The organism is Enterobacter sp. V87_3 (genome assembly GCF_029967835.1).
Classification (GTDB): Bacteria; Pseudomonadota; Gammaproteobacteria; order Enterobacterales; family Enterobacteriaceae; genus Enterobacter; species Enterobacter cancerogenus.
This window is the reverse complement of record NZ_JASCAM010000025.1, coordinates 233,622-247,020: the sequence shown is the minus strand read 5'-3', so window position 1 is coordinate 247,020 and position 13,399 is coordinate 233,622. Positions and strand designations below refer to the sequence as shown.

The following is a 13,399-nucleotide window of genomic DNA, read 5'->3' as shown; positions in this document are numbered from 1 at the left end:
ATGAAATCACGCTTCTGGCTTTTAGCCCTTTTTTTTGCCGCTTTTTTTGCGCGGTCCGCGCCGACGGGGTACTGCGTGCCGGATAACGGCGTTTACCACAATAATTTCCAGTTCAATAAACAACTCAGTTGGACGGCAAGTTCTGTCGGAATGTTCGAAGACATCATGATCGATAACGGGACACTGTCATTTAAAGGCACGTGCTACTGTCTGACGGGAAAAGACGAGACCTATAAATATGCCTATATCACCAGTATCGTTAATCCTTCCTTAAAGCCTACTGCCGTTAGACGAAACGTGCATTTTTACGATCTCAACGCCCAGCTTGATATTGGCCTGATTGTTTACGTTCTTGGAAAAGGCTACGTGTCAGTGCCCTTCGATCATATGCCTAATGACACGGGGGGGCACTACGGATGCCATGACGGCATCAGTTCAGCCACCACCTTTTACAGCGGCGGCTCGGGTATTATCTATTTATACGTCAAAAGGCATTTTACGGGCGTCGTCAATATACCGAGAACGGTTATGGCTAATATCTATGCCACCATCGATCCTGTTACCGTTTCGCATGAAGTGATTTCTGACGTGATCGTTGAGGGGTCGTTAACGGTTCCGCAAACCTGTGAAATAGACGAAGGCCAGACGATTATGTTTGATTTCAAAAAAATCCTCGCCTCCGAGTTTCCCTCTGTAAAAGGCGAGGCGTTGAAGCGGCATAAGATCACGCGGCAGGTTAATATTAAATGCTCAAATATGTTTACTCTCGACCTACTCGGGGCCACGATACAGGCCTCTGGCTCAAGCCCGGATGGCACCATGGTTGCGACAAATAATCCGGACGTCGGCATTAAGATTTACGATAAGCGGGACAAGGAAGTGAACGTTAACGGCGGGGCACTTGCGGCTGAAACGACACAATCCCCCGAGACACTGGGTGATATGCAGGGCACGCTCACTTTTTCAGGTGCGCCAGCCAGCGCCACCGGGGCCAAACCTCAGCCGGGGCCTTTCTCCGCAACGGCGACGCTCACGATAGAAATCATCAACTGATGTCTCAACGGCTGTTTATGACAGCCGTTGTCATATTTGCCCTCTCAGCGTTACCGTCTCTCAAAAAAATATGACAAAAAAATGACCGCGCCATGAATTAATACTGTTATTTTTCATCAGGTTAAACACGTGCTTTCCATTGTCATAAAACTGTCATATTTCGTACATTTATCTGTCACCTGTTTGTCCTATTTTGCTCATCGTAGCCACTTAAACAATGATTTACGAAATCCTTGCAGGAGACATTATGAAAGTTATGCGTACCACTGTCGCAACTGTTGTCGCCGCGACCTTATCTCTGAGCGCTTTCTCTGCCTTTGCAGCAGCAAGCCTGACAGGCGCGGGTGCAACCTTCCCAGCGCCGGTGTATGCCAAATGGGCGGATACCTACCAGAAAGAAACCGGCAACAAGGTTAACTATCAGGGTATCGGCTCCTCCGGTGGCGTAAAACAAATTACCGCAAACACCGTCGATTTCGGCGCGTCTGACGCTCCGCTGTCTGATGACAAGCTGGCGCAGGAAGGCCTGTTCCAGTTCCCTACCGTGATTGGCGGCGTGGTGCTGGCGGTGAATATCCCGGGACTGAAGTCTGGCGAGCTGGTGCTGGACGGTAAAACCCTGGGTGATATCTACCTCGGCAAAATCAAAAAATGGGATGACGAAGCCATCACCAAACTGAACCCGGGCGTAAAACTGCCTTCGCAGAACATCGCCGTGGTGCGTCGTGCTGACGGTTCCGGTACCTCCTTCGTCTTCACCAGCTACCTGGCGAAAGTGAACGAAGAGTGGAAATCGAAAGTCGGTTCTGGCTCTACCGTTAACTGGCCAACGGGTCTGGGCGGCAAAGGTAACGACGGTATCGCCGCGTTCGTCCAGCGTCTGCCGGGCTCCATCGGTTACGTAGAGTACGCTTACGCGAAGCAGAACAACCTGGCCTATACCAAACTGATCTCTGCGGACGGCAAACCGGTTAGCCCGACCGAAGAGAACTTCGCTAACGCCGCGAAAGGCGCTGACTGGAGCAAATCCTTTGCTCAGGATCTGACGAACCAGAAAGGCGATGACGCCTGGCCAATCACCTCTACCACCTTCATTCTGGTCCACAAAGAGCAGAAGAAACCTGAGCAGGGTGCTGAAGTGCTGAAGTTCTTCGACTGGGCATACAAAAACGGCGGCAAACAGGCGAACGATCTGGATTACGCCAGCCTGCCGGACAGCGTGGTTGAGCAGATTCGTGCTGCATGGAAAACCAACGTAAAAGACAGCAGCGGTAAAGCGCTGTACTAACAGGATATTTTTGACGAAGATGGCGGGTGGCGCTAACGCTATCCCGTCCTACGGCTCCACCTGTAGGCCCGGTAAGCGTTAGCGCCACCGGGCATATTCGTAAGACGTTTCAAACAGAAGAGTAATTTATGGCTGCAACCAAGCCTGTATTTAACCCTCCGGGTAAAAAAGGTGACATGATTTTCAGCGCGCTGGTCAGACTGGCTGCGCTGATTGTGCTATTGCTGCTGGGCGGCATTATCGTGTCTCTGATTTTCTCCTCATGGCCGAGCATCCAGAAATTCGGTTTCTCCTTCCTGTGGACCAAAGAGTGGGATGCGCCAAACGATATCTACGGTGCGCTGGTGCCGATTTACGGCACGCTGGTGACCTCGTTTATCGCCCTGCTGATTGCGGTTCCGGTGAGCTTTGGTATCGCCCTGTTCCTGACGGAGCTGGCGCCAGGCTGGCTGCGTCGCCCGCTGGGCATCGCCATTGAACTGCTGGCCGCGATCCCCAGTATCGTGTACGGCATGTGGGGCCTGTTTATCTTTGCGCCGCTGTTCGCGACCTACTTCCAGGAGCCGGTCGGCAACGTTCTCTCCACCATCCCGTTTGTTGGTGCCCTGTTCGCTGGCCCGGCATTTGGTATCGGTATTCTGGCGGCAGGCGTGATCCTCGCCATCATGATTATTCCGTACATTGCGGCGGTGATGCGCGATGTCTTCGAGCAAACCCCGGTGATGATGAAAGAGTCGGCCTACGGCATCGGCTGCACCACCTGGGAAGTCATCTGGCGCATCGTTCTTCCGTTCACCAAAAATGGTGTCATCGGCGGCATTATGCTGGGCCTGGGCCGCGCGCTGGGTGAAACCATGGCGGTCACCTTTATTATCGGTAACACCTACCAGCTCGACAGCGTATCGCTGTTCATGCCGGGTAACAGCATTACCTCTGCGCTGGCAAACGAATTCGCCGAAGCAGAATCCGGGCTGCATGTGGCGGCGCTGATGGAGCTGGGGCTGATCCTGTTTGTTATCACCTTCATCGTTCTGGCGATTTCCAAGCTGATGATTATGCGTCTCGCTAAAAATGAGGGGGCACGCTAATGGCAACGCTCGAAATGCAAAGCAGCCCAGCGCTGGCAGAATCCCGCCGCAAAATGCAGGCGAAGCGCCGCTTCAAAAACCGCATTGCGCTGACGCTCTCCATGGCGACGATGGCGTTCGGCCTGTTCTGGCTGATCTGGATCCTGATGTCGACCATTACCCGCGGCATCGACGGCATGTCTCTGGCATTGTTCACCGAAATGACGCCGCCGCCCAATACGGCGGGCGGTGGTCTGGCAAACGCCCTTGCGGGCAGCGGCCTGCTGATCCTCTGGGCGACGGTCTTTGGGACACCGCTGGGCATCATGGCGGGGATTTATCTGGCGGAGTATGGCCGGAAATCCTGGCTGGCTGAAGTCATTCGCTTCATCAATGACATCCTGCTGTCTGCGCCGTCTATCGTCGTTGGTCTGTTCGTTTACACCGTTGTGGTGGCGCAGATGGAGCACTTCTCCGGCTGGGCAGGCGTGATTGCGCTGGCGCTGCTGCAGGTGCCCATCGTCATCCGCACTACCGAGAACATGCTGAAACTGGTGCCGGATAGCCTGCGCGAAGCGGCTTACGCACTGGGGACGCCGAAATGGAAGATGATCTCCGCGATTACGCTCAAAGCGTCTATCTCCGGGATCATGACCGGTATCCTGCTGGCGGTGGCACGTATCGCCGGGGAAACGGCACCGCTGCTGTTTACGTCGCTCTCGAACCAGTTCTGGAGCACGGACATGATGCAGCCGATCGCCAACCTGCCGGTGACGATCTTTAAATTTGCGATGAGCCCATTCGCGGAATGGCAGCAGCTGGCGTGGGCCGGGGTGCTGATCATCACCCTTTGCGTACTGTTGCTGAACATTCTGGCGCGCGTCATTTTCGCGAAGAAGAAACACGGTTAAATTTTTACGGCGCGGCACATGGCGGCGCCGAATGAGGAAATGAGTCAATGAGTATGGTTGATACTGCCCCGGGTAAGATTCAGGTTCGTGATTTGAACTTCTACTACGGCAAATTCCATGCCCTGAAGAACATCAACCTGGATATCGCGAAGAACCAGGTCACGGCATTCATCGGTCCGTCCGGCTGCGGTAAATCTACCCTGCTGCGTACCTTTAACAAGATGTATTCGCTCTATCCGGAGCAGCGCGCCGAAGGTGAAATCATCCTGGACGGGGAAAACATTTTGACCCACGCCCAGGATATCGCCCTGCTGCGCGCGAAAGTGGGCATGGTGTTCCAGAAACCGACGCCGTTCCCAATGTCGATTTATGACAACATTGCGTTTGGCGTGCGCCTGTTCGAAAAGCTCTCCCGTGCCGATATGGACGAGCGCGTGCAGTGGGCCTTGACCAAAGCCGCATTGTGGAACGAAACCAAAGATAAGTTACACCAGAGCGGTTACTCTCTCTCCGGCGGTCAGCAGCAGCGTCTGTGCATTGCGCGCGGCATTGCCATCCGCCCGGAAGTGCTGCTGCTTGATGAGCCGTGTTCCGCGCTGGACCCTATCTCCACGGGCCGCATTGAAGAGCTGATCACCGAGCTGAAGCAGGATTACACCGTGGTTATCGTGACCCACAACATGCAGCAGGCTGCGCGTTGCTCCGATCACACGGCGTTTATGTACCTGGGCGAGCTGATTGAGTTTAGCGATACGGATGCGCTGTTCACCCGCCCCGCGAAGAAACAAACTGAAGATTATATTACTGGCCGCTACGGTTGATTTGGAGTGAACCATGGACAACCTCAATCTTAATAAACACATTTCCGGCCAGTTCAACGCAGAGCTGGAAAGCATCCGCACCCAGGTGATGACCATGGGTGGCATGGTGGAGCAGCAGCTTTCTGATGCGATCACTGCCATGCACAACCAGGACAGCGAGCTGGCGAAGCGCGTTATCGCCGGCGATCAGAACGTCAACATGATGGAAGTGGCCATCGACGAGGCCTGCGTGCGCATTATTGCCAAGCGCCAGCCAACGGCGAGCGACCTGCGTCTGGTGATGGCGATCATCAAAACCATCGCCGAGCTGGAACGTATTGGCGACGTGGCCGATAAAATCTGCCGTACCGCGCTGGAGAAATTCTCCCAGCAGCACCAGCCGCTGCTGGTAAGCCTGGAGTCGCTGGGCCGCCACACCGTGCAGATGCTGCACGACGTGCTGGATGCCTTTGCGCGTATGGATCTGGACGAAGCGGTGCGTATCTACCGTGAAGACAAGAAAGTCGACCAGGAGTACGAAGGCATCGTGCGCCAGCTGATGACCTACATGATGGAAGATTCGCGGACGATCCCAAGCGTACTGACCGCCCTGTTCTGCGCACGCTCCATCGAGCGTATCGGCGACCGCTGCCAGAACATTTGTGAATACATCTTCTACTTCGTGAAAGGTCAGGATTTCCGTCACGTGGGCGGCGACGAGCTGGACAAGCTGCTGGCGGGGAAAGATCCGAAAGAGTGACTTTTACCCTCACCCTAACCCTCTCCCTAAGGGAGAGGGGACAAGTTGGTTTTCTCCCTCTCCCTTAGGGAGAGGGCCGGGGTGAGGGGGAAAACTAACGCGTAATATCCCACCCGCGAGCCTTCCACAACGCTGGCAGCTGCGCCAGGTCGGTAAAGGTCGTCACTTTCGGATGATCGATCGGCTTGTTGTGCGGATCGGCACAGAAGTAAAACACCTCCATTCCTGCATCAATCCCCGACTGCGCCCCTGCAGAGGAATCATCCACCAGAATGCAGTTCTCCACGTTCACATTCATCGCCTTTGCCGCATGGAACATCAGGGCCGGATCGGGCTTCCAGCGCTGGATATCGTAGCCGCTGAACAATTTTTCCGGGAAGTGATGCACCATCTCCAGCTTGCCGAGCGAATGCTGCATTTTGCTGACCGGTCCGTTGGAGACCACGCAGATGGGCACCGTCATCGCATCCAGCAGCGCATTCGCGCCGGGAATAACCTCCAGCTCTGAGTCGAACAGGCGTGCGACCTCGGCGCGGTACACCGGCTCCAGATCCGCTTTCGCCAGATCCGTGCCGTGCTCTGCGTTAATGATGTCGATGATCTCGTAGAGCTTGACGCCCTTAAAGCGTTTGAACACTTCGTCGAGATCGAGCGTAATGCCAAATTCCTGGAACATGGCGACATACGCGCGGGAACAAATGACCTCACTGTCGACCAGCGTACCGTCGCAGTCGAAAAATACCGCTTCAATTCCGGACATGCCTTTCCCTTTTAACAAGTTTAACGTTTACGTGCTGCAGATTTACGAGACGCAATCGTTGCCGTATAAGCAAAATCAATGAAAAAAAGTATCCCGTAACCGCCCTTATTGTCGCATTTTGGTATAGGATAGCGACGAATTTTCCCTCCTTGTTCGGAAATTGATGATGAGTCAACAACACACTACCCAGACATCTGGTCAGGGTCTGCTTGAGCGCGTGTTTAAACTGCGCGAGCACGGCACAACGGCACGCACCGAAGTGATCGCCGGTTTTACTACCTTCCTGACGATGGTCTATATCGTTTTTGTTAACCCGCAAATTCTGGGCGTGGCTGGCATGGATACCAGCGCCGTCTTCGTGACGACCTGCCTGATCGCTGCGCTTGGCAGCATTCTGATGGGCGTGTTCGCTAACCTGCCGGTCGCACTGGCACCGGCAATGGGCCTGAATGCGTTCTTCGCGTTCGTGGTAGTTCAGGCGATGGGGCTGCCGTGGCAGGTTGGTATGGGCGCCATCTTCTGGGGCGCGATTGGCCTGCTGCTGCTGACCATTTTCCGCGTGCGCTACTGGATGATTGCGAATATCCCGGTGAGCCTGCGCGTGGGCATCACCAGCGGTATCGGCCTGTTCATCGGCATGATGGGGCTGAAAAACGCCGGTGTGATCGTGGCGAACCCGGAAACCCTGGTGAGCATTGGCAACCTGACCTCCCACAGCGTGCTGCTGGGCGTGCTCGGCTTCTTTATCATCGCCATTCTGGCGTCGCGCAACATTCACGCTGCGGTGCTGGTATCGATTATCGTCACTACTCTGCTGGGCTGGATGCTGGGTGACGTTCACTACAGCGGCATCGTCTCTGCGCCGCCGAGCGTGTCGACCGTGATTGGTCACGTAGACCTGGCCGGTTCGCTGAACCTCGGTCTGGCAGGCGTGATTTTCTCGTTCATGCTGGTAAACCTGTTCGACTCCTCCGGAACGCTGATCGGCGTGACCGACAAAGCGGGTCTGGCGGATGAGAAAGGCAAGTTCCCGCGTATGAAGCAGGCGCTATTTGTGGACAGCGTCTCCTCCGTCGCCGGCTCTTTCATCGGCACCTCGTCTGTTACCGCTTACATTGAATCCTCTTCCGGCGTCTCCGTGGGCGGCCGTACCGGCCTGACGGCGGTTGTCGTCGGCCTGCTGTTCCTGCTGGTGATCTTCCTCTCTCCGCTGGCGGGCATGGTGCCTCCGTATGCGGCAGCCGGCGCGCTGATTTATGTTGGCGTGCTGATGACGTCCAGCCTGGCGCGCGTGAAGTGGGACGATTTGACCGAAGCGGTGCCAGCGTTTATTACCGCGGTGATGATGCCGTTCAGCTTCTCGATTACCGAAGGTATCGCGCTGGGCTTTATCTCTTACTGCGTAATGAAGATCGGGACCGGCCGCCTGCGCGAACTCAGCCCATGCGTGATCGTCGTGGCGCTGCTGTTTGTGCTGAAGATTGTGTTTATTGACGCGCACTAAGGTGCGGTTTGTGTTGTCAGGTGGCGCTTTGCTTACCTGACCTACTGACGAGTGTAGGCCCGGTAAGCAAAGCGCCACCGGGCTTTTTTATCAGGCTTTCACCCGCTTAATATAATCCCCAAACGCGGTCAGCTGACCAGACAGATGGTCACGCGTGCTCTGATCCACCACTTCACCCGTCTGCGGGTCGACCTTGTTCTGAATCACGCCACCCATAAATTCCGGCTTGTTCATCACCATTGCATCCAGGAACACCAGGATCTGACGCAGATGATACTGGCAGCGCGCGCCGCCAATGGCGCCCATTGAGCTGGTCTGAATCAGCACCGGTTTACCCGCGAGCGGTTGCTCCGGTAAACGAGAGAGCCAGTCGATGGCGTTCTTCAGGCCACCGGGAACCGAGTAGTTGTATTCAGGCGTAACGATGACGACGCCGTCGGCCTGGCGGATCTGCTCTGCCAGCGCCTCAACGCTCTGCGGGAAACCCTCTTCCTGTTGCACGTCGGCGTCGTAGAGCGGGATGTCGCCAATAGAAGGCAGGGCGGTGATATCCATCCCCGCCGGTGCCAGTTGCGGCAGCGTGCGGGCAACCATGCCGTTAAATGAACCTTTGCGCAGGCTTCCCAGTAACGTAACAACTTTCAACGTATCAGACATGATTACTCCTGTTTCATCATGATGACCCTGAATGGATCAGCTAAGGGTAAATGCTTTTTCTGCCGGTAAACTGGTTAATCTCATCAGACGCGCCGCGGGTTCGTTGGCGCGATCGGGCACATCCGGAAGGCAGTGCCACCCGCGTAAACTATCAAATTCCCAGATTTTCAGCCGTTCAATCGCTGGCGTGACGGCGATGGACCAGATCAGCACATCTTCTGCGTCGCTGAGCGCTTCGACCCGCGTGGCTTTCGCCGCACGCAGCCGTCCTGAGCCAGGCAGAAGCTGCAGCAGGCTGGCATCATCAGACGCACAGCCACACAGCTTGCGGATGCTCTGACGCAGAGTGATGAGCTGGGATTTGGCCTCAATGGGATCGTTTTGGTTTCGGATCCACAGCTTTTCATTGCTGGAGAGCGGGTAATCCTCATGCGGGTTAATAACGTGAAAACCGCGCGTGGCACGCTGAAGCTCCAGATCCAGCCCGCAGTCACCTTCGGTGGTGAGCGCAAGGCCGATAATGTTGCCCGCATAGGCGATGGAGAAACGAGGGAGATCGGGGTCAGCAAAGACCGGTCGGCCTTCGGGTTGGGTGATCATATCGGGCAGTTCGATGGTGCCGTACAGCATAAACATCAGCTCTGCGAGAAGCGCTCTGGAGGCCAAATATCGCGTCCTGCGATGTTCCGGCAATTTCAGTGCTTCACGGTGACACGCTGACGACAGGCGGGCCGAAACAAGCCGTCCTTCTGTCAGTGTCCCACGTGCAAAATGCGTAGCCATTTTTCGCTCCTTGATAATGGTCGTAGTCGGTTAAACGGTTACATCATTATCGCTCAACTTAGCCTTTCTTTTAATCAGTAAATGGCTTTAAGAAAAGCCTTAGGACCGAACTTTACATTTACTTAGGCAAAATCGGGACGTTTAGCGCAGAGGAGCGCCATAAAGCGCTTTAATGGTTTCGCGCAGCCAGAGGATTTTGGGGTTGTGGCTGTTGCGTTTATGCCAGATGAGAGTGAAGGGCACGGTGAGCTTTTCTGCCTGTGCGTCATCAACGGGAATGGGGAGCTTCACCAGCTTGCGCTGGTGGTACTGATTATAGTGATGGCAATAATGCGGTGCGGTGGCGATGTAGTTATGGCCGGGCTGTGCCGCCATAAACATCGACTGTTCGAACCCGGGCAAGCACATGGCGATATTGCGCTCGCGGCCTATTTCGCGCAGCACTTCGTCCAGCGCCCAGGTATCGCTGCGCTCCCAAAAAATGCTGATATGTGGGTAGCGCAGGAACGTCTCCAGGTTCCACTCCTCCTCCAGCGCGGGATGATCGTCCCGCAGATAGACGCACGGACGATCGCTGAACAGAATTTCGTAATCGATAAACCACGGCATCAGCTTCAGCAGTTCGCGTGAGCGCGGGTGCGTTTCCCGCCCGGTAAAGCCCAGATCCACTTCCCCGCGCGTAATGGCGTCCAGCGAGTCGTAATCCCAGTGACGCATCTTCACCGTGGCCTGGGGATAGCGCTGATTGACCTGCGCCAGCAGCTCGTTAAGCCGGATCAGCATCAGCGGCGTTTCCGCCGCCAGTTCAAACGTCAGGCCGCCGGGCGTGTCGTGATGAAACTTATCGAGGATCTGGTTGCCTATTTGCATCCAGTCGGCCAGATCCTGCTCGAGGCTCACGGTCAGCGGCGTGGGCAGCAGCCCCAGCGGGGTTTTGACGAACAGCGGATCGTCGAACCAGTCGCGCAGCTTCGCCAGCGATTTACTCACCGCCGACGGCGTCACGTTCATCCGTTTTGCGGCCTTGGTGACGCTGCGCTCCTGCAACAAAAGCTGCAGGCACAACAACAGGTTAAGATCGAGACTGCTGAGGGGCTTCTTCATAATGCGCTGCGGGCCGGGTCGCTAAAAGTAAGATAATGCACAGTATGCTACAGCCAATCAGTACCCCGATCAGCATATTCAGTGCGTTCAGCCCCATGATGGCCGCCAGCCAAATCCACAGCGACGACCCGCAGACCTGCGCAATGCCCAGCACCGAGCTTGCCACCCCGGCCCGCAGCGAGAACGGACCGAGCGCCTGGCTCATCGCCACGCCAAAGCCGGTGGAGAAGCCGGCACAAATCAGCGTAATGCCTACCAGCATCATCGCGGGTAAGCTGGTGGTCGCCAGGATCACACCCGCCACGAGGAATACGACCTGAGAGGTCAGCATCAGCGTGCGCTGGCGGAAGATATTAAGGGCGAAAGGCATCGAGAAAGAGACGGTCATGCTGACCACCGCGTTCAGCGCCATCACAACCGAATATTCACCGCGCTCGAAGCCCATGATCTCCATCAGCAATACCGGGGAAACGTTTACATAGGTGAGGATCACCGCCACGCTTAACGTCGTTATCGCCAGGCGACTGAGGAAAAAGCGGTTCAGCAGTTTCTCTGACGGGTGAATCGTCGCGGTATGTCCTGCCTTCTGCGCGCCGGGATGCGTCTCTTTCAGCACGGCGATCGACAGGATAAAGACCAGCGCCCCCATGGTCGCCATCGTCCAGAAAAGGCTCTGCCACGGAAATTTCAGCATGATCAGGTAACCCACCACCGGTGCCAGCACCGGGATGATGCAGGTGATCCCGTTCATCATGGAAAGTACCCTGGCGCGGCGCTGGGCGCTTAAGGTGTCGCGCAAAATTGCAAAGGCCACCACGTAGCAGCCGCCTGCGCCAATGCCCTGAATAAAGCGACCCGTAAGGAACAGCGTGCTGTCCTGAGCCAGTGAACACAGCACAGAAGCCAGCGCAAAAATCACCGCGCCTGTAATGGCGACGGGCTGACGACCTGCTTTATCAGCGATGCGCCCGGCAAACACCATTGACGACGCCATCCCCGCCAGGTAGGCCGAAAACGCAATATGCAGCTGCGCTTCGCTGGCATTCAGATCGCGAGCGATGTGCGGCAGCCCCACCAGATACATATCGATACCCGACGGATAAAGCAGAATCAGCGCGAAGCTACAAAACAGAAAACGTGCCATAAACCCCCCCTAAACACAGGCAAGCAGAATAGGGGTTGAAAGAGATTTAGGCGAGTTGCCATTTGGACAATGGTGATTTCCTGAGAGGAAATCACCATTAGTTAGCGAGAGTTACTTACCAATACAGAAGCTCGAGAAAATCCTTCCCAGCAGATCGTCCGACGTGAACTCCCCGGTGATCTCGCTCAGGTTCTGCTGCGCCAGACGCAGCTCCTCCGCCAGCAGTTCTCCTGCCCACGCGCCGATCAGCTGCGCTTTACCCTGAACAAGGTGATTGGCCGCCTCTTCCAGCGCCTGCAGGTGACGACGACGTGCCAGGAAGCCGCCTTCCATGCTGGTATCAAAGCCCATGCTCTGCTTGAGATGGTTGCGCAGGTCGTCCACGCCTTCGCCGGTACGCGCCGACAGGCGAATAAGTGAGTGACCATTTACATCGCTGATGCCCAGCGTTTCGCCGGTAACATCCGCTTTGTTACGCACTACGGTGATCGGCAGTTTGGCAGGCAGGCGGGCGATAAAGTCCGGCCAGATATCCGCCGGGTCAACGGCGTCGGTGGTGGTGCCATCCACCATAAACAGCACGCGGTCGGCCTGCTCGATCTCCTGCCAGGCGCGTTCGATACCAATTCGTTCGACCTCATCGCTGGCGTCGCGCAGACCGGCCGTATCGATGATGTGCAGCGGCATTCCGTCGATATGGATATGCTCGCGCAGCACGTCGCGCGTGGTGCCGGCGATGTCGGTGACGATCGCCGCTTCACGGCCCGCCAGGGCGTTCAGCAAGCTCGATTTGCCGGCGTTGGGGCGTCCAGCGATGACCACCTTCATCCCTTCACGCAGCAGGCTGCCCTGACGCGCTTCGGCGCGTACCGCGTCGAGATCCTTCATCACCTCGTTAAGCTGGGCTTCGATTTTGCCGTCAGAGAGGAAGTCGATCTCCTCATCCGGGAAGTCGATGGCCGCTTCGACGTAGATCCTGAGGTGCGTCAGGGCTTCCACAAGGTGGTTCACGCGCGCGGAAAACGCTCCCTGAAGGGAGTTCAGCGCGGAGCGGGCCGCCTGTTCAGAACTGGCGTCAATCAGGTCGGCAATCGCCTCGGCCTGGGCCAGATCGAGCTTGTCGTTCAGAAAGGCGCGCTCGGAGAACTCGCCCGGCTTCGCAATGCGCAGGCCGGGCAGGGTCAGAATACGTTTTAACAGCAGGTCGAGGATCACCGGGCCGCCGTGGCCCTGTAGCTCAAGCACATCTTCCCCGGTAAAGGAGTTCGGGCCGGGGAACCACAGCGCAATGCCCTGATCCAGCGGTGTGCCGTCACTGTCTTTAAACGGCAGATAATCAGCGTAGCGCGGCTTTGGCAGCTTACCCAGCACCGCTTCGGCTACCTCACGCGCCTTCAGGCCGGAGATACGCAGAATGCCTACACCACCGCGTCCCGGTGGGGTTGCCTGGGCGACGATAGTGTCGTTATGGCTCATGGTTGGTCTCTATTTTGTTGCAATAAAAAAGGCGGTCATGTGACCGCCTTTTGTTTTCGTTCCGTTTGCCGGATGGCGGCTTCGCCTTATCC

13 protein-coding genes are annotated in these 13,399 nt (G+C 56.2%); 7 read left to right on the top strand and 6 right to left on the bottom strand.

Annotation, left to right across the window (positions count from 1 at the left end; translation table 11 throughout):
• The 6 genes from QLG21_RS15400 to phoU all read left to right on the top strand — a co-directional run bounded on the left by QLG21_RS15400 (window position 1) and on the right by phoU (window position 5,879).
• Window positions 1–1,053, top strand: coding sequence for a fimbrial protein (locus QLG21_RS15400; RefSeq protein ID WP_137849942.1), 1,053 nt, complete (start codon window positions 1–3; stop codon window positions 1,051–1,053).
• 247 nt (window positions 1,054–1,300) lie between these two features.
• Window positions 1,301–2,341: a phosphate ABC transporter substrate-binding protein PstS gene (pstS, locus tag QLG21_RS15395; RefSeq protein WP_282484751.1), complete on the top strand. Its 1,041-nt coding sequence runs from the start codon at window positions 1,301–1,303 to the stop codon at window positions 2,339–2,341.
• A gap of 128 nt (window positions 2,342–2,469) precedes the next feature.
• Entirely contained in the window at window positions 2,470–3,429 is a 960-nt protein-coding gene (gene pstC / locus QLG21_RS15390) for a phosphate ABC transporter permease PstC (RefSeq protein WP_006177572.1), read from the top strand.
• Window positions 3,429–4,319 carry a phosphate ABC transporter permease PstA gene (gene pstA, locus QLG21_RS15385; RefSeq protein ID WP_006177573.1) on the top strand — a complete coding sequence of 297 codons (891 nt, stop codon included), beginning with the start codon at window positions 3,429–3,431 and terminating at the stop codon, window positions 4,317–4,319. Before pstC ends, pstA begins: the two co-directional genes overlap by 1 nt.
• Before the next feature lie 47 nt (window positions 4,320–4,366).
• Window positions 4,367–5,140 (top strand): phosphate ABC transporter ATP-binding protein PstB, encoded by a 774-nt coding sequence (gene pstB / locus QLG21_RS15380; protein WP_006177574.1) that lies wholly within the window; start codon window positions 4,367–4,369, stop codon window positions 5,138–5,140.
• A gap of 13 nt (window positions 5,141–5,153) precedes the next feature.
• Window positions 5,154–5,879, top strand: coding sequence for a phosphate signaling complex protein PhoU (gene phoU, locus QLG21_RS15375; protein WP_006177575.1), 726 nt, complete (start codon window positions 5,154–5,156; stop codon window positions 5,877–5,879).
• A 94-nt stretch (window positions 5,880–5,973) separates the two neighbouring features.
• Here phoU and yieH read toward each other — a convergent pair whose 3' ends face one another.
• A complete protein-coding gene (gene yieH, locus QLG21_RS15370) occupies window positions 5,974–6,639 on the bottom strand; it encodes a 6-phosphogluconate phosphatase (RefSeq protein WP_006177576.1) in 666 nt (221 codons plus the stop codon).
• Between the two features lie 166 nt (window positions 6,640–6,805).
• Between yieH and adeP the strand changes: the two genes are divergently transcribed.
• The gene (gene adeP, locus QLG21_RS15365; RefSeq protein ID WP_140418817.1) at window positions 6,806–8,143 is read left to right on the top strand and encodes an adenine permease AdeP; all 1,338 of its coding nucleotides are present in this window, start codon (window positions 6,806–6,808) and stop codon (window positions 8,141–8,143) included.
• A gap of 90 nt (window positions 8,144–8,233) precedes the next feature.
• Here the strand turns inward: adeP and QLG21_RS15360 are convergent, their stop codons facing one another.
• The 5 genes from QLG21_RS15360 to mnmE all read right to left on the bottom strand — a co-directional run bounded on the left by QLG21_RS15360 (window position 8,234) and on the right by mnmE (window position 13,307).
• Window positions 8,234–8,800: an NADPH-dependent FMN reductase gene (locus QLG21_RS15360; RefSeq protein ID WP_006177578.1), complete on the bottom strand. Its 567-nt coding sequence runs from the start codon at window positions 8,798–8,800 to the stop codon at window positions 8,234–8,236.
• 36 nt (window positions 8,801–8,836) lie between these two features.
• A complete protein-coding gene (locus QLG21_RS15355; RefSeq protein WP_102891917.1) occupies window positions 8,837–9,583 on the bottom strand; it encodes a phosphopantetheinyl transferase in 747 nt (248 codons plus the stop codon).
• A 141-nt stretch (window positions 9,584–9,724) separates the two neighbouring features.
• Complete coding sequence (gene yidZ / locus QLG21_RS15350) at window positions 9,725–10,687, bottom strand: HTH-type transcriptional regulator YidZ (RefSeq protein ID WP_006177580.1); 963 nt, start codon at window positions 10,685–10,687, stop codon at window positions 9,725–9,727.
• Window positions 10,656–11,831, bottom strand: coding sequence for an MFS transporter (locus QLG21_RS15345; protein WP_282484750.1), 1,176 nt, complete (start codon window positions 11,829–11,831; stop codon window positions 10,656–10,658). Before QLG21_RS15345 ends, yidZ begins: the two co-directional genes overlap by 32 nt.
• A gap of 111 nt (window positions 11,832–11,942) precedes the next feature.
• Window positions 11,943–13,307: a tRNA uridine-5-carboxymethylaminomethyl(34) synthesis GTPase MnmE gene (gene mnmE, locus QLG21_RS15340; RefSeq protein ID WP_006177584.1), complete on the bottom strand. Its 1,365-nt coding sequence runs from the start codon at window positions 13,305–13,307 to the stop codon at window positions 11,943–11,945.
• Between the last annotated feature and the right edge of the window lie 92 nt (window positions 13,308–13,399).